Origin of the sequence: Lutispora sp. (genome assembly GCF_041687175.1) — a bacterium.
Taxonomy (GTDB): domain Bacteria; phylum Bacillota; class Clostridia; order Lutisporales; family Lutisporaceae; genus Lutispora.
Map to the genome: position 1 here is coordinate 1 of NZ_JAWLCK010000054.1, position 17,955 is coordinate 17,955.

Annotated in this window: 15 protein-coding genes; 8 read left to right on the top strand and 7 right to left on the bottom strand. The window is 38.6% G+C overall.

What is annotated here, in order from left to right; translation table 11 throughout:
* Positions 1-151: 151 nt before the first annotated feature.
* On the bottom strand, positions 152-505 hold the full coding sequence (locus ACESM9_RS09035) for a hypothetical protein (protein ID WP_372997457.1): 354 nt from the start codon (positions 503-505) through the stop codon (positions 152-154).
* Between the two features lie 182 nt (positions 506-687).
* Between ACESM9_RS09035 and ACESM9_RS09040 the strand changes: the two genes are divergently transcribed.
* The 6 genes from ACESM9_RS09040 (at position 688) to ACESM9_RS09065 (ending at position 9,780) form a co-directional block, all read left to right on the top strand.
* On the top strand, positions 688-1,083 hold the full coding sequence (locus ACESM9_RS09040; protein WP_372997459.1) for a nucleotidyltransferase substrate binding protein: 396 nt from the start codon (positions 688-690) through the stop codon (positions 1,081-1,083).
* The gene (locus ACESM9_RS09045; protein WP_372997461.1) at positions 1,080-1,385 is read left to right on the top strand and encodes a nucleotidyltransferase domain-containing protein; all 306 of its coding nucleotides are present in this window, start codon (positions 1,080-1,082) and stop codon (positions 1,383-1,385) included. The genes ACESM9_RS09040 and ACESM9_RS09045 overlap by 4 nt, the downstream gene beginning before the upstream one ends.
* Before the next feature lie 91 nt (positions 1,386-1,476).
* The gene (locus tag ACESM9_RS09050) at positions 1,477-2,079 is read left to right on the top strand and encodes a DedA family protein (RefSeq protein WP_372997463.1); all 603 of its coding nucleotides are present in this window, start codon (positions 1,477-1,479) and stop codon (positions 2,077-2,079) included.
* A 152-nt stretch (positions 2,080-2,231) separates the two neighbouring features.
* Positions 2,232-3,935, top strand: coding sequence for an HD domain-containing phosphohydrolase (locus tag ACESM9_RS09055; RefSeq protein WP_372997465.1), 1,704 nt, complete (start codon positions 2,232-2,234; stop codon positions 3,933-3,935).
* Between the two features lie 96 nt (positions 3,936-4,031).
* A complete protein-coding gene (locus ACESM9_RS09060) occupies positions 4,032-4,751 on the top strand; it encodes a gamma-glutamyl-gamma-aminobutyrate hydrolase family protein (protein ID WP_372997467.1) in 720 nt (239 codons plus the stop codon).
* Between the two features lie 223 nt (positions 4,752-4,974).
* Positions 4,975-9,780, top strand: a complete 4,806-nt coding sequence (locus ACESM9_RS09065) for a hypothetical protein (protein WP_372997469.1) — start codon at positions 4,975-4,977, stop codon at positions 9,778-9,780.
* A gap of 47 nt (positions 9,781-9,827) precedes the next feature.
* Here ACESM9_RS09065 and speE read toward each other — a convergent pair whose 3' ends face one another.
* The 6 genes from speE to ACESM9_RS09095 all read right to left on the bottom strand — a co-directional run bounded on the left by speE (position 9,828) and on the right by ACESM9_RS09095 (position 16,495).
* Positions 9,828-10,676, bottom strand: a complete 849-nt coding sequence (gene speE / locus ACESM9_RS09070) for a polyamine aminopropyltransferase (protein WP_372997471.1) — start codon at positions 10,674-10,676, stop codon at positions 9,828-9,830.
* A gap of 14 nt (positions 10,677-10,690) precedes the next feature.
* Positions 10,691-11,518: an adenosylmethionine decarboxylase gene (gene speD / locus ACESM9_RS09075; RefSeq protein ID WP_372997473.1), complete on the bottom strand. Its 828-nt coding sequence runs from the start codon at positions 11,516-11,518 to the stop codon at positions 10,691-10,693.
* Between the two features lie 112 nt (positions 11,519-11,630).
* The gene (locus tag ACESM9_RS09080) at positions 11,631-12,773 is read right to left on the bottom strand and encodes a TolC family protein (RefSeq protein WP_372997475.1); all 1,143 of its coding nucleotides are present in this window, start codon (positions 12,771-12,773) and stop codon (positions 11,631-11,633) included.
* Between the two features lie 37 nt (positions 12,774-12,810).
* Positions 12,811-13,989, bottom strand: a complete 1,179-nt coding sequence (locus ACESM9_RS09085) for an ABC transporter permease (RefSeq protein ID WP_372997477.1) — start codon at positions 13,987-13,989, stop codon at positions 12,811-12,813.
* On the bottom strand, positions 13,990-14,667 hold the full coding sequence (locus tag ACESM9_RS09090) for an ABC transporter ATP-binding protein (RefSeq protein WP_372997479.1): 678 nt from the start codon (positions 14,665-14,667) through the stop codon (positions 13,990-13,992).
* A gap of 10 nt (positions 14,668-14,677) precedes the next feature.
* Positions 14,678-16,495 (bottom strand): efflux RND transporter periplasmic adaptor subunit, encoded by a 1,818-nt coding sequence (locus tag ACESM9_RS09095; RefSeq protein ID WP_372997481.1) that lies wholly within the window; start codon positions 16,493-16,495, stop codon positions 14,678-14,680.
* 144 nt (positions 16,496-16,639) lie between these two features.
* Between ACESM9_RS09095 and ACESM9_RS09100 the strand changes: the two genes are divergently transcribed.
* Both ACESM9_RS09100 and ACESM9_RS09105 read left to right on the top strand, forming a co-directional pair.
* Positions 16,640-17,317, top strand: a complete 678-nt coding sequence (locus ACESM9_RS09100; protein WP_372997483.1) for a response regulator transcription factor — start codon at positions 16,640-16,642, stop codon at positions 17,315-17,317.
* Positions 17,317-17,955 (top strand): histidine kinase dimerization/phospho-acceptor domain-containing protein (locus ACESM9_RS09105; protein WP_372997485.1); only part of this gene is annotated, 639 nt, incomplete at its 3' end. The genes ACESM9_RS09100 and ACESM9_RS09105, both read left to right, overlap by 1 nt.

Genomic DNA, 17,955 nt, shown 5'->3' on the forward strand with positions numbered 1-17,955 from the left:
GCTCTCAGGAGAGAGGATCTGAGGGAAGATTTTCTAAATTATCTTATTAAGGTTGTGGCAAAGGAAACCAAATCAGCTGTTGAAGATGAAGTGGCAACTGATATTATTAAATAGTCATTACAAGGGACGGATTTCACCGTCCCTTTAATGTTTACTCGCTCCTGCTGAAATGCTTCAAATCTGCTCCATCTTCATCATCCGTCTCATACATGAAAAGCTCCCCTTTGCTGCTCATGAATATTATGTTGTTGTCTATGTCTATATAAGCTCTGACGAAGGTTTCATATTGATCCCCATTCTTATAGGGTATACCAGAGTAAAAGGTTTGATATATGGTTCTGTTTTTTATTTCGTATGCCTGACCGATGGTGCCATATTCTATTTCATCCTGCCAGAGGAGATTTACTATTTCACGTATACCATGGATTTCAAGTTCATTCCATTTTGTTTTTATCTTTCCTTCTTCAAACAGCTTCTCTATTGTAGTATCTAATTTTTCAAGCACTGCCAATTACCTCCCAAGCGATAAATATTATTCTTCTTAAATATATTAACATATTTAGTATAACCTATAAAACTGTTTGCCATCTATATTGTTGTTTGATTGAACTAATATAATCAATGTGATAATATGACTTTAAGGTAAATATATCAACCTGCGAAGTCAATTGGGAAGGTGTGAATTGTATGGAACTAGATGTCAGGTGGAAGCAGAGGTTTTCAAACTTCAGAAAAGCTAGTTTGCAGTTGCAGGAGTTTATTGAAAAAGGTGAGCTTAATAAATTTGAAGTGCAAGGATTGATACAATGCTTTGAATACACCTTTGAATTAGCTTGGAAGACCATGAAGGACTATTTGGAGCAAGAGGGTTTCGAAGTAAAAAGCCCCAGAAAAGCAATACAGATAGCTTTTCAAACAGGGCTTATTGCAGATGGTCATTTATGGATAGATGCGTTGGAGAAAAGAAATTTGATGGCTCATACATATAATGAAAATACAGCAAAGGAAGCAGAAAATTTGATTAGAGACAAATATTATAAAATTATTCAAGAGCTTTGCTCTAAGTTGGGTGAGTTAGCATGAGTACTGGATTAAGTGAATTGGATATTGAGTATATAGTTGGCGTAATAGCAAAGTTTAGAGAGATAAAAAAAGCCGTAGTATTTGGATCCAGGGCTAAAGGAAATTATAAAGCAGGATCTGATGTAGATATTGCAATCTATGGTGATGATATAACCTTTGATACTATATCCTCACTTCATTCATTATTGGAAGATGAAAGTCCATTGCCATATTTTTTTGACATAGTGGACTATACACATTTGGATCATAATGAACTGAGAGAGCACATTGACAGGGTAGGTATAGTTATATATGAGGGATAGAGAATTAGCTCTATCTCTTTTTGTTATTAGTATTGGATATTTTTCATTTGTTTAGTAAAATAGTATATATGATGACTTAGGAGTATGAACTATGACTAATATATTTGAATCAATACTTAATTATCTTATTGTAATAACCAGTGAAATCGGCTATATTGGAGTAATAACCATTGTAGGTCTTGAGTATGCATGTTTTCCTTTGCCCAGTGAAATAGTCCTTCCCTTTGTGGGATTCTTGGCTGCCAGTGGTGCCGTGAGCTACATAGGGGTTTTGATAGCCTCCACCATTGCAGGCATATTAGGCTCATTGGTATGCTATTATATTGGATATTTTGGAGGCAAGCCTATATTGGACAGGATAGGAGACAAGGTTCCCAGTTCCAGAAAGTCCATATTTGCTGCCAAGAATACCTTTGATAAATACGACAAAATTTCTGTCATGATTGCCAGGGTTTTACCTTTAGCCAGGACATATATTTCAATACCTGCCGGCATCGCCAGGATGAATGTTTTTAAGTTCATATTGTTTTCTTCAATAGGAATAATTATATGGAACACAGTACTTATATCTTTGGGATACTATTTGGGTTCAAACTGGATGATGGTTGAGCAGCTGATGAAAAAATATACTTTATTTATCGGTATTTTGGTGCTGGTACTAACCGTTATATATCTCATAAAAAAGAGAAAATAACAGATAATGCGAGGGAATAAAGCCCTTGCTTTTTTATTTGCATTTTTAACTAATATTTGATATATTATGAATTGTAATACATATTTATTTTGTCGATAATTCGGTATGTAATAAAAAAACAAGTGCATCTTGAGGAAAGAGGAGACTTTCTGATGAAAATAGGCATAAGAGGCAAAATTATATTAGCAATGCTTGTCATAATAATTATAGCCATTGCAATAATTAGTATGCTGGCCTTTAATAATGCGAGGACTATAGTATTAGAAGAGGTTAAACAAAGTAATTTAGAAGCATTGCAGAACGCAAACGATTATTTTCTGAGAAAGTTCATGGCAGATATGGAGTATGTGGTAGATCATTGGGCTGAAGATGAAGAAATAATAAATTATAGAAATATGCCAGGCCAGCCAAAGATGGTCAAATCCATACCTGATCATTTCCAGAACATTTCAAATCAGTGGACAGGTTTTGTCAATTCAAGTCCTTATATAGCTTGGATTTATTTAGGTTCCCAGGAAGATGGTTCGATTTTTATTACCCCTATTGATGATACTATGCCTGAGGATTATGATTGCCGTACAAGGGATTGGTATAAAAAAGCTTTAACGAACAAAGGGAAAACTGTATGGACAGATCCTTATCTGGATGCAGGTGAAATCGGAGGATATGTGGTTACAGTGGCAAAGGCGGTAGAAAGAGAAGATGGCATTGTAGGGGTAGTGGGAATGGACATCAAACTGTCCAGATTCAGTGATATAATAAATGATTTAATTTATGATGACGAAGGCACTCTAATGCTGGTAAACAGCGATGGAGAAGTTTTTTCCCATCCCGACCATAGCATGCTGATGACCAATATCAACGATGATGAGGAGCTTATGGCTCAGCTCATTTCCGATAATGGAACAAATATATTCAATTATAAGGGAAGAGAAAGCATAATAAGTTATATGACGGTACCTGAGACTGGATGGAAGATCATAGGAGTGATGCCTTTGGATATAAATAAGGCATTGGCCCCAATTATGAGCAGGGCTTTCCAAGTAGCCTTGGCAAGCGTTATAGTTACTTTTCTCATTGGTTTTCTACTCTCTAGATATATCACCCGTCCTTTAAGCAACATTATGGATGGTATAGAAAACATTTCTCAGGGAAAGTTTGATGAGCATATCCATATTGATTCCAAAGATGAATTTAAGGTTTTGGGAGATCAATTCAACAACATGATGGATACAGTAAGGGAGCTCATAGAAGAAAGAAACTTACATGTTCGTGAACTGACCAAGAAGAATACAGAAATAAGAAACAGTTATTTATCCACTGTCCAATCTCTGGCTAATGCAATAGAAGCCAATGACAAATATACAAGGGGGCATTGTGAGCGAGTATCCTGTTTGTCTACAGATATTGCAAGGAAGATGGGCTTAGGGGAAAAAGATATTCATGTTTTGGAGTTTGCCAGTATACTTCATGATATAGGCAAGATAGGAATTCCTTCCGCCATACTCAATAAAGAGGGCAAACTTTCCAAAGAGGAATTCGATATGATAAAGAAACATCCTACCATAGGTTATGAAATACTGTCCCATGTGGATTTTCTTGCCGAAAGCAGAAAGGTACTGCTGGAACACCATGAAAGGATTGATGGCACAGGATATCCCCAACGTCTAAAGGGGGAGGATATATCTCTTCTTGCCAAGATCATAACCGTGGCAGATGCTTATGATGCCATGACCAGTTCCAGGCCCTACAGGAAGATTCCTCTTACAAAAGAGCAGGCTATTGATGAGATGCTGAAGGGGAGAGGAACCCAATTCGATGCAGATGTGGTAGATAATTTTATACAGTTGTTATAAAGTGTAAAAAAGCAAGGTTACTTGCTTTTTTTTATTTGTATGATAGAATTTGGTATGTAACACATATTAGATATGAAGAATGGGGGTCATATTAATTTGAGGCCGATAATTGGATTGACTACATTTACTGAATCAAAGGGAGCTTCCAGATATAATTGTCTGAACAGCAATTATATCAACGCAATAGTTGAGGCTGGAGGAATTCCTGTAATTATTCCCTTGGTAAAGGACGAGGAATCTCTGCTCAAGTATATTAATATTATTGATGGATTGCTTTTCACAGGAGGGGAAGATATATCGCCTCTATGTTATGGGGAAAATCCTATAAAGGAAATTGGGGCTATAGAACATGAAAGAGATGCCTATGAAATGTTTCTATTTAAGGAAGCTTATGATGTAAATATGCCTATTATGGGGATATGCAGAGGAGCACAATTGATAAACGTTGCTTTGGGAGGCAGCCTTTATCAGGATATATATTCTCAAATTGAGAACTCATTTGGTCATAGTCCTAAGGGAGGCCCAATAGATCAGGCTCATCATATGATAAGGATAGAGAATGACAGCAAGCTTTATAATATATTCGAAAACGAAACCATAGCCGTCAACTCCTTCCATCATCAATCCATAAAAGATTTAGGCAAAGGACTGAAGGCTACTGCCCATTCCTATGACGGTATAATCGAAGCTATAGAATCTATGGATAGGAATTTTATATTGGGTCTCCAATGGCACCCTGAGGCAATGGTGCCTAAGCATGAAATATTCACAAAGCTATTCGACGAATTTGTGAAACAATGCAGCAAATTTGCATAATATATCTATTGTAGGAACAACCATATGTGCAGTTCACAAAGATATTGCACAGAAGGTTGTTCTTTTTTTTGAGAAAAGTGGAACAAATTTACATTAACCTCCGTCAAAGTTACAAAAGCTTTACAAAAAAGTTACAAAGCTGTTTAATTAAGAATTTTGCCTATTACTTAACATAGTATAAATTAGGCAAAAATTATGAGTGGGAAACGAGGAGGTTTTAAAAGTGAAAAAGTTTATAGCATTCATACTGGCCTTTGCCATGACCTTTTCTTCCATGGGATATATGGAGGGTTATGCAGCGGCCAGGATTAGCTCTGAGGTGGAGGCCCTCGTAGATATAGGAATGCTGGTTGGAGACGGAGATGGGGTTACGGAAAAATACACACAAAAAGAAATGGATAGGCTTACAGCGGCCATATCTATACTAAAGCTGAGAGGCTTATATGAAAAAGCCTTGGAATACAGGGGTTCAAACAATTTCGCAGACAAGGATGAAGTGAAGTGGCCTGAAGGCAAGAATATCCTGGCCTATCTTAAGGCTAATCCGGAGTTGGGATTCATAGGAGATGACAGAGGCCGCTTCAAACCATATGAGAAGATAAATGAGCAGGCATATTTCAAGGTGTTGCTGGAAACTTTGGGATATAAGCAGATAGTATCAGGCAAAGGGGATTTCACCTGGGAGGATACATTGAAGTTTGCTTCCAGCATAGGATTAAGACCCTCCAGAGAAGATAAGTTCACCATTGATTTGCTTGCCAAGGCTACCGTATCTGCTCTTAGGACTAAAACAAAAGAAGGTATAAGATATGTAAATATCCTCATAGAGGAAGGGGTCATCAGGAAGTCCAGAGCCATAGCAGCAGGGTTAATAAGTGACATGATAGATGCAGATGTAAAGAGTGTGAAGGCTCATGGCAATACTGTGGTGGAGATAGTATTTGAAGAAGATGTAGATAATTATGATGTGGAAGACCTGGATAACTATGATGCAGAAGGATTGGACATTAAAGATGCATATCTGGTGAGAAAGAATGCCGTAAGGTTGGTGACCTCTGCCCAAAGCTCAGGAAGATTGTATTCTATGACTGTAGGAGAGCAGAAGGTTAAATTTACAGGGGTGGCAAAGGTATCAGGAGCTCCCAGGATAAAGAATGTGAAAAGCGAGGATGTGGAGACGGTAGTTATAGAATTTGATAAGGAATTGGACTTTGAAACAGCTGTAGACACATCCAATTACTCAATATCAGGTGTAGATGTGGATGATGCAGTGCTGGAAGGCAAGAAGGTGACTCTGTCTACTGATGGTTTGCAGGCAAGAAAATCATACACAGTGAAGGTTACCAATATTAAATCTATAGACGGCACATTGCTCAGATCTGCAAGCAAAAACTTTTATACCAGACTGGACTCCAATCCACCTACACTGAGAGATGTAAAAGCCGAGACAAACCAAAGGGTAATTATCAAGTTTTCAGAGGCTGTTACCAGGGATTCGGCAGAAGATTTGATGAATTATTATATTAAGAGCAGCAGCGGAGAGCTGGATATCTGGGAAGCTGAGCTGACAGGAGATGATGAGGATACAGTGGAGCTTACCACAGAGCCTATGAAATCCGGTACCAAGTATGAGTTGACAGTGGAAAACATAGTTGACAAGACCAAGGCTGCCAATATGATGAAGAGGCCGGCAAAGAAAACCTTCTATGGTATGAGAGAAGATAAAAGCGCACCTGTGATGGTAAAGAATGAGTTGAAGGTTCTTTCCAGAAACTATATTCAAGTTGTGTTCAGCGATAGCAGTAGATTCATAGAAGATACAGTGCTGGATCCGGATAATTATGAGGTCACCCAAAATGATAGATATAAGGACAGCATCTATGTGGAGAGCGTAGAGAAGATTTCCTACAAAGATGGAAAGTACAAGGTAATGCTGAGGGTGGAAGACTTGACCATAAACAGCTCCTATACTGTGACTGCCTATAACATAGAAGATGAATTCGGCAATGTACTGGATAAAAGCAATAGTGGCACTGTAACAGTGAAAAAAGATGATTTTGCAGCAGCTACTGTGAATAAATATAATGTGGTCAGCGGCAACAAGCTGGAGATATTTTTCACCAAGCCCTTAGATGAGGAAAGCGCCGAGGATATATCCTACTATGAGATAAACAATGATATTGGTACCCCCATAGAGGCTACCTATGAGGATGGAAAAGTCACATTGGAAACAGCCGGGATGATAGAAGGCAAGATATACAAAATCACAATAGATGGCGTATTGGATATGATGGACAATGAGCTGAGGCTCAGCTTTGAATTCAAAGCAACTGCAGGAGAGGACGATCATGATGGACCGAGGCTGGATTATATTTATCCTGTAAATAAATATGTGGTGGCTGTAGTATTTGATGAGCCAGTGACCTATACAGATTCTACGATTCTGGTGTTAAAATACGGCAGCAAGACCATTAAGCTATATGCCAAGGCTCTCACAGATGATGATAGAACCATAGAGTTTTCCAATGTAGAGGAAGGCAAGAAGCTTTCTGAAGGTGTGCTTTATACTATTGATAAAAGCCAATCCTTGAAAGGTATAAGAGACAGGACAGTGAACAGAAACCCATTGGATAAAAGTGAGCTGGATGATTACGATTTGGAGATTTACGGTATAGATGAAGATCCGGAAAAACCTGAGATACTCTATATCGCTCAAAGAGATGGTAAAACCTTTGAGATGGAAATGTCAAAGGAAGTAGTGGTTAAGAAGAAGGATGTCAGCACCATTGGCTCTCCATCAGCTACTTTCAGTGTGAAGACTGATGATGAGGATGACAGGATTGTAACCTTTACCATAACATCCTCCAAGGCAATAGCCGGAGATAAAGATTATAAGATAGATATGGAGAAAATTGTTACAGACAGGCACGGAATTGGAGCAGAGAATACCCACGATGATTACACCTTGCTCTATGGTGAATACAAGGATGAGGATAAACCCTATATAGTTACCGTAACCGCAATAGATAGGGTGACGGTGGAGATTGAGTACAGCGAAAACATAGGCTATGAAGGCAGATATACAATAAAGAACACTGATGATACAGCCAGATACAAGACCATAGGAAACTCACTGAAAAAGGTTGATAAAAACAAGGTAATACTCTCCCTCAGTCAGCCCTTGGAGGGAAGATATGAGTATATGCTCATCATAGATTCCCAGGCTAAGGACTTGGTAGGCAACACCAGCGAAGAGTCCAAAGGAGACGAATTCTATTTCATGGGCACTGATTTGGCTCCCGTAAAGGTGCCGGGTATAGAGGAGGAAGAGGATAAGATTGCAGCAGAAAAGGTAGTGGATAAGATTTCCGATCTTCCCAAGGATATAAAGCTCAGTGACAAAGAACAGGTGTACGCTGCCCAGGCAGCGTACAATAACCTGACAGCCAATCAGAAGAAGCATGTAGATAACTATGATAAACTAAAAAAAGCTGTTGATGAGATAGCCAGGCTGGAACAAGAAGTCCAAGACAAGAGGAAGGCTGCTGCTGTAGAGAAGATGATAGACGAGCTACCCAGACCGAAAGACATTAAGCTGGAAGATGCTGAAGAAGTAAGGGATGCCAGAGAGGCTTATGATGCATTGACAAGAGCCCAACGAGAGCTGGTTCCAAACATTCAAAAGCTTATTTCAGCAGAAGAGAAGATCAAAGAATTAAAGGAAAAACAGGCGCAAACTGAAGAAGATAGAAGAAGGGCAGCCCGTGTAGAAGAAATTATAGATGATTTGCCAAAGATTGAAGATATTAGATTAAGGCATAAAGAAGCGGTGGAGAATGCAAGGGAAGCCTATGAGAATTTATCATCAAAACAAAAAGAGTTAGTAAAGAATATGGAGAAACTACAGAGAGCTGAAAATAGGATAAGTGAACTTGAGAAAGAGAATGAACAAGAAGAAGAGGATAAGAGAAGAGCCGCCAGAGTGGAGAATATAATCAATGAACTGCCTAATCCTGAGGAAATCAGGCTAAGACATAAAGACCAGGTAGAGGCAGCCAGGAATGCTTATAACAATCTGTCATCAGCTCAGCAAGCTTTAGTAACTAATATTAATAAACTTGTTTTGGCAGAAAACAAGATAGCTGAGTTGGAAGCAAAGAGAGATGAGGAAGAAGAAGCAGATAAAGCGGCTAAAGAAGCTGCGGAAAAAGCAGTAGCAGCTTATGAGCTCATATCAAGCCATGAAGAATGGGATAATAAGATTTCCGCTTTATCAAATGCAATTGAGACATTAAAGGGTGTCATAGATGAATACATGAGGGATGCTCAAACAACTCCTGATACCTCTACAAAGGCAACAATAGAAATATTCGGCAGATCGATAAGGGAAAGGGCAAGGAGAACAGAGACCAAAGAAACTGATAGCAAAGCTAAGCTGGAGCGAGCATTTGCAGCAGCTAATAAAGCATTAGAAGATGCAGAAGCTTTTGTCCAGAGGGTAAAAGGAGTGGAAGAAAAAGCTGTTGAAGCATATGAGAAGCTAAAAGATGGAGATTTCAAAACTAGGTTGGCCGCAAGGCTCAGAGCAGCAAAGACAAAAGCAAATGAGGCGGCAGGGAAGATAGAAGCTTTGAAAGCAAACATGCCAAAGCTTCAAGATGTGCTGGATGTTAAAGCAGCCAAAACTTGGTTGACAGCTGATAAATTTGCTTTCGGCTCCAGGTATCCTGCAGACTCTGAAAGGCCCAGAATCTTACCTCTTGCCAAACACGAAAACCAAACAACATACAAGTATGTAGAAGTAGGCAGAATGAATAATGGGAAGTTTGTAAAAGATGAAGGCAGAAGAGATAGAGGCTCTGCATTTGTAGAAATTGAAAAAGACAATGGAGGATTGAGGGTAAACAGAGGGAGAGAAGATGCTTCAGTGATAGTTAAAATTGAAATTTCTAAAGGAAATACTGCCACATATAAGTACTTCAAAATCAATATACCTGAAGAAAACAGTGTAACCATAGAAGCCCTATAAACAGAGGTGAGACATCGGGGACGGTTCTCCGTGTCTCACCTCACTTTTTATGCTTCTTCCAGCATCTTTATTACATAATTTGGTAGGGCAAAGGCTCCTTTATGAAGCTCAGTGTTGTAGTATTTGGTTTCCAATCCTAAGCTATTCCATGCCTTATCATTCAAATCCTTTACAGGATCATATTTCTTTGATGCAAATCCAAATAGCCAATGGCCGGAAGCATAGGTAGGTATATGAGCCTGATACACCTTCGCTATAGGGAAAAACTGCTTGATTCTCTTGTGAGTTCTTTTCATCAACCTTGCTGTATCATCATAATATGGGCTTTCATGTTGATTTACCAATATGCCGTCATCCTTCAAAGCCTCATAGCAATTCCTGTAAAATTCTTCAGTAAATAAACCCTCTCCCGGACCTATAGGATCTGTGGAGTCAACTATTATCAAATCATATTCATTTTTCTTTGTGCTGATGAATTTTATGCCATCCTCAAAAAGAAGTTTTACTCTAGGGTCATCCAGCTTTGAGGAAGTCTGAGGCAGATATTCTTTGCAGCACTCAACAACTCTCTGGTCAATTTCCACCATTTCCATGGACTCAATGGTGTTATATCTGGTAAGCTCTCTAACAGAGCCTCCGTCACCGCCTCCAACTACGAGAACCTTTTTGATACCAGGGTTTACTGCCATCGGTACATGGACAATCATATCATGGTAGACAAACTCATCCCTTTGGGTCAGCATGATTATTCCATCCAAAGTAAAGATGCGACCGAATTCATAGGTATCAAAGAAGTCAATCCTTTGAAAGGGGCTTTGCTCGCTGTGTATATGCTTATCCACTTTAATAGTAAATCGCACATTATCTGTATGTTCTTCCGTATACCAAAGTTCCATATCCAACCTCCTGTTTATTTTTCTATTTTGTCATAAACATTTAAGCCGTGATATATTTCAATCATCTCTTTAGAAAGCTTATTTCTTATCTCGCGCCTAACCTCAGGTTTGAGGTCGTAAGGGTCTTCGTTAAAAAGGTAGTTATTAAGATCGATTTCCTTTATCATCATTTTGGTATGAAATATGTTTGAGTTATATACATTGACATCTATAGCATCGTATTTTTCTAATGTTTGCTGGTCTATATAATCTTGTATAGAGCTCATAGCATGGTCTATAAAGTATTTGTGCCCGTTCACATCCCTTGTAAAGCCTCTTACCCTGTAGTCTATGGTTATTATATCCGAGTCGAAGCTTCCTATTAGGTAATTGAGGGCATTCAGTGGAGATATTTCACCACAGGTTGATACATCAATATCCACCCTGAATGTAGAAACTTCATTATCCGGGTGGCTTTCAGGATAGGTGTGAACTGTAACATGACTTTTATCTAAATGAGCCATAACACAATCTCTCAAAGTCGATATTTCTCCTTTATTGCAGGACGGATCTATAAGCTCACAGGGCATGCCCTCCTCTGTAATCAAGATGGCAACACTTGCACCCTGAGGGTCGTAGTCCTGTTTGGAGATATTCAATATATTGGCGCCTATTATCTTCGTAACACCACGGAGAATGTTTGTCAGACGCTCAGAATTATATTGTTCATCAATATAGCTTATATAATCCCTTTTATCTCTATCAGTTTTAGCGTAGCAGATATCATAAATGTTAAAGCTCAGAGTTTTTGTAAGATTGTTAAACCCGTATAGACTTATCTTTTCTTTCAACCCTAACATCACGACCCTTTCAAGTATGTTTATATTACATTAATGTTAACACAGGGAGAGATGCTTATTCAAGTATAGTTTTATATGGGAAAGGATTTCCTGATAAGCCGTGGGTTTGCTTAATCTACTTGATTGTAACTTTTTCAAGTTCACTGTAGGCTAATAGTTTTGCATATTTCAGATTCAGCTCCAGTTCTGCAGCTTTCAGATCGTTTTGGAGTAAGTTTATACGATTCAGGCTGTTATCATATTGTGTTTTTGAGATCATCCTTGCTTCATATTTTATTTTATTTATCTCAGCATTTTGTCGCTCTTCTGAAATTTCTTGTTTTATTTCGTTTATTTGCTCTATAGCTTCCTTAATATCCTTTATCATTTGGTCAAAATCTTTTTCAAAGGTTTCCAGAGCTTTTTCATAGTTCTTATCTGCAGTTTCAAAGTCCTCTTTAGCTTCTTCATACATTTCCGTTATATCATCCCGCATGGAGTCAGTAAATCTGTCCAAATCATATTTGAGATATCTTTCTTCCACCAAGTCAAAATAGTATTTCTCTATGTACCGTTCATTTTTTTTCTGAACAAGAGAGAAGTCTCGTTTCATCATATCTTTTTTTATCTGCTCCAGATCCAATTTTTCAAGAGGTATCACAGTATCATTAAGGATTATGGCAATATCCTTTTCATTTTGTCTGCCCAAGAGACTGTTAAGCTTGTAATAGGCTTCATCCAGATTGTCCTGGTATTTATCCAAATCCTTTAATTTGCTTTCTAAGTCAGTTTTCTTGTTTTCATATTCTGATTTTGATATGAGATTTTTATCAAATCTAAGGTTTAATAGTTTTAATTCCTCTTCCCATATTTTCTTGTTCATATTTGCTTCTTTCAGATCCATCTCTGCATTTTCTACAGCTATTACAGCGGACCTGAGATTTAATCCAATAGTGGTCTTTGTATTGTTTCTATCCAATATAGCCTGCTGATAGTTATTATAGGCTTCTTCTACTTTGATGACAGGATCCACCTGGTTTGATATAAACTTTTTCATGCTGCCTGTGAATTTCACTTCTTTGGGAGCCGCCTTTTCTGCAGCTTCAAAAGCATCGTAGGCTTTGCTTATGTTTTTGTCCTTAGATTGATACTCTGTTGAGTTTTCCAAAGCCATTTCCAAGGCTTCCTCAAAGCTGTATCGGAATTTTGGCTCAGCAGAGGCTGTAGTGCTGAGGAGCAAAGAGAAAGCTAATATAAATGGTAATATTTTAAGTTTCATCTTATCATCCTTTCCAGGTATTTTCTATTACTCTCAATTACTCTGTTCTTAGAGCCTCAATAGGTTTGAGACTGGCAGCCTTATAAGCCGGGAATAGGCCGAAGATTATTCCTACCAACAGGGATATTCCAAAGGCTATCAAAGCCCATGGTATGGAGTAAACCGCTGGAACCAGGCCTAATCCTCCTATTACAAATTTGATTATTGAGAAACCTAACAGAACACCAATTAATCCTCCCATACCTGTTACAACGGCTGCTTCTATTATGAACTGGGTCAGAATATTTTTTCTCTTTGCACCTATTGCTTTTCTAATACCGATTTCCTTTGTTCTTTCTGTCACGGATACCAGCATGATGTTCATTATGCCTATACCGCCTACTATAAGGGATATGGCAGCTATGCCTCCTAATACTATCATCATGCTTCCTGTTACATTGTCTAAGGTTTCCAACATCTGAGACTGGTCAAATACCCTGAAAGCATTTTCATTCTTGTATATATCCAATAAGAAGGTTTCTAATTTATCCATAGCCGCGTCAACTTTTTCAGCGCTTGCGGCTTCCACAGCAAAATTCCTTATGGATGAAGTTCCCATTACCATTCGGGAAGAGCTTATTGGTATGATTATCTGATCATCGTCGGAATATGCTGCCCCATTAGCTCTTTCCTCCAGAATGCCTACTATTTTAAATATCTGACCGTTTATCTTAATTTTCTCCCCTATTGGGTTGACATTTTCGAATAGTTCATTTACAACGGCAGTTCCTATCAGGGCTACATTTTGTCTATATTCCAAATCAAAGTCCAATATAAATCTTCCCTGGGTTACATGAACATTTCTAATCCTTTCATATTCAGGGGAAGTGGCTATGATGGTGGTGTTCATATTGGTGGAGCCATATTTAACCCTGGCATTTGTGCTGGATTGGGGTGCTACCGCGCTAATCACTTCTGTGTTTTCTGCTGCGAATTTTTTTAAATCTTCATAGGACATATCCCTGTTGCTGTTTCTGCCTGTCAGAGTTATTTGTATCAGATTAGTGCCCAGCTTTTGTATAGAGTCGGTGATGCTTTTAGTACTGCCTTGGGCAAATGCTACAGCTGAGATTACAGATGCTACTCCAATGATTACTCCCAACATGGTGAGAAAGGATCTTCCCTTGTTGGCTTTGATACTTTTTATTGCCATCTTGTATGCTTGGAAAAAGCCCATTTATATCACCTGCCTGTCTTCAACAATTACGCCATCGTGTATCCTGATGATTCTGTCAGCTTGCTTTGCTATATCATTGTCATGAGTGATCAACACAATGGTATTTCCCCTTTTATGCAGCGCCTTCAGCAGATTCATTATTTCCACTCCTGATTTGGTGTCCAGGTTTCCTGTAGGCTCATCGGCAAATATAATGGGGGGATTGTTTATGAGAGCCCTGGCTATGGCAACCCTTTGCTGCTGACCTCCGGAGAGCTCATTGGGCTTATGATCCAATCGGTCTCCCAGGCCTACATTTTCCAGAGCAGATTTTGCTCTTTTCAATCTTTCTGAGGTTCTTACCCCCATGTAGATCAGCGGAAGCTCCACATTTTCCAGAGCGGTGAGTTTTTGAATCAGATTAAAGCTCTGAAATATGAACCCGATTTTCTTGCTTCTTATTTCTGCCAGCTCATCATCGGTGAGATTGCTGACTTCCAAACCATCCAATATATAAGTGCCTGAGGTAGGAACATCCAGACAGCCCAGCATGTTCATAAGAGTAGATTTGCCTGACCCTGATGGACCTACTATGGCAACAAATTCATTTTTTCTGATACTGAGGTTTATATTTCTCAACGCCTGGATTTGTATCTGGCTCATCTGATAGGTTTTGTACATATTGTGTATCTCTATCAACGCTATTCCCCTACCTTCCCGGACGAGTTTGGATTCTTATTGGCATTCCTCCCGGCATTCCGCCTCCCATGTTAGTTCTGATTTGATTATTCGAGTTGGAAGGGGAGGCTAACGGAGGAAGAATCACTATATCCCTTTCATTTAGGCCGCTAAGTATTTCAATATACTCATCATTGTTTATGCCTACCTCTACAACTTTAGGTACTGATCCAGCATAATAGTCACTGACTTGGGTTCTTGTTCTTGGCCTCATATTTGTACTATCGTCGGTCTCATTAACAGCAGGCGGCTGTTTTGCAGTGCCTATTCCTCCTTCAGGAGCTTTCTGCTCTCCGGGATTTATTTTAATCTTCTGCCCTTCTGAAGGCTCAGCCGATAGTTCATCATTCTTGACATAGACTATATTTTTGTCTCCACGTTTCTGTACGGCCTCAATGGGTACATAAAGCACATCTTTCCTTTCGTGGACTATTATTTCTCCATTTACATTCATACCTACCTTTAACTGGTCATTTGGCTCTGTAAGTTGAATAGTGACTGGATATGTGGTTACACCATTGTTGGCATTACCTTCCTGTGCTATTTCAGTTACAATACCCGTCAATGGTTTTTGATCTGTTTCTTCAAGGGCATCTACGGTGATATTTACATTTTGACCCGTTTGTATCTTTGCGATATCCAGTTCATCTATGGATATCTGGAATTCCATCAAATCATAATTAGATACTTTAAAAACAGTTTGCCCGGATTTGACAGCATCTCCAACTTTCAAATCCTCTAAAGATAATGTACCGGTAATGTCCGAATAAATTTTGTAATGGGTAAGCTTTTCATAGGAGTATTCCAGTTGATTTTCCATTTCCTCAATGTTGAGGTTACTGGTTTCTAATTCGATGGACAGGTCATCGTTGCTGATAGTGGCCAGCACATCTCCCTTTTTTACATATTGACCCAATACCACATCTAATCCTTCTATGGTTCCTGCTAATTCAGCTTTTACGCTGGTGCTATCAATATAGGACAGACTGTTGCTTCCTATGCTTTTTATTGTTTTACCCGACAGGCTGATTTCTGCACTTGCTATCATTGTGTCATCCAAATATCCAGGGTTTTCGATTATGAATTCAACATTATATGATTGGTTTTCTCCTGCACCTTCATGAGTTGAACTTATAAAGGATATGGAGCCATCAAGTTTGTATACTTCATCCATTGAGGCATCATACACATACACAGTAGCCTTCTGTCCCTGAACCAGTTCTCCTCTATAGGTATTCCTGAATGGAAGCAATAGTTTGAGTTGACTTTTATCCGTTATTGTAAGCAATGTGGTACCTTCACCTGTATTATCACCGGATTTATACCTTATATCAGTTACCTCGCCGGATATGGGTGCTATTACCTGGCTGTTTTCAAAGGATTTCAACAATTGATCTCTGGATAATTTGGCCTTGGCTATATTGTTTTCCAACTTCTTTATGTCCAGCAGAGCTTCTCCGCTGTCCAACTCCATGATCAAGGTGCCTGCTTCAATTTTGTCACCGTCTTTATAATAAATCTTGCTTATAGTTCCCTCCACACTGGATAGGGCAGTGAAGGTGCTTGCAGAGGATAATGTGCCTGAACCGCTTATGGATACACTAATATCCCCCCGTCTTGCTACAGCTGTTCTTTGTTGTATCTGGTTTTGCACCTGATTTTTAGATTTTATGTAACGATAGCCTATGTAAGTGCCTATGGCTATGAGTAGGAACAGAAATATGACCTTGGCATTTATTATCTTTTTCCTTTTTGGTTTTACAATAGTTGTAGTGCTCGTTGTGCTCACTTTCTTACCTCCCATATAAGTTTTCATATCCATTTTATAGAGGTATCCTTAAAGGAATCTTAAATACAGGCATGTCTCCTTTAAGATTCTTTTAAGGAATATTGTGATATAATACAAAAAGAAAAGAATTACGGAGGGGTCTCCATGAGGATACTTATAGTAGAAGACGAGGTTCATTTGGCAGAGGCTTTGGTTCAGATACTTAAAAAAAATAATTATACTGCTGATGCGGTATATGATGGAGAAGAAGGATTGGATAATGCCTTAAGCGGCATCTATGATTTGGTTATTCTGGACATAATGCTCCCAAAGATGGATGGTATAAGTATATTAAAGAAGATGAGAAAAGAGAGAATTTCTACTCCAGTCATACTTCTCACAGCCAAAGGAGATGTCTCGGACAAGGTGATAGGACTAGATAGCGGTGCTGATGATTATCTGGCAAAACCTTTTGCCACAGAGGAGCTGCTAGCCAGGATAAGAGCATTGTCCAGGCGCAAGGGTGAAGTTATAAATGAAAACATCCTTGAATTTGGAGATATTGAGCTAAATACTTCATCACTGAAGCTAACTAACTCTATTAAGGATGTAAAGCTGACTTTGAAGGAATATGAACTGCTGGAGCTTTTAATAATGCGTAAAAATGTGGTCACTCCTAAGGAGTTAATAATAGAAAAGCTTTGGGGATTTGATTCTCAGGCAGAGTATAACAATGTGGAGGTTTATGTTTCTTTTTTAAGAAAAAAGCTTCAATATCTGGAATCTAAAGTTTACATAAGCACTATACGGGGTGTAGGATATATGCTGGAGGTAAAGGATTAATGTTTGCTAAACTTAGAAACAAATTTCTTATTCTCAATCTGGTTTCCATTTTCATTATGATGATTATTGCCTTTTCTTCTATCTATTTCATCACATATAAAAATGTAACCAGAGATATTGATAAAGAATTGAATAGATTATCTTCCATTGAAAGGCGCTCTATAATAGTTCCCCTGCAGCCCAGATTTAAAATGGATATAAGTCCTACTCGTGAGCGGACAGTTTCCTTTACTATAAACACTGATAGTAAGTCTAAGATAATTGGAGTTTCATCTGTTTTTGATATGGATGAGGAGTTTTATGAAGCTGTGAAATCCGCATCACTTTCTAAAAATACTTCTGCTGGAAGCTTCAAATATGATGGCAGCCATTGGGCATTTATGATGAGAAAAACTCCCGTTGGTTCTAAGATTGTGTTTCTGGATATTACAGCTCAGCAGCGGATTCTCACCAATCTGATTTATACATTTCTGGTGGTGGCTGTAGTAATGCTTATTTTTATATACCTTATAAGCAGAACCTTTGCTAATAAAGCTATCCAGCCAGTTGAGGAAGCCTTCTATAGACAGAAGCAATTTATAGCCGATGCTTCTCATGAGCTAAAGACTCCACTTACGGTTATCAATACCAATGTGGAT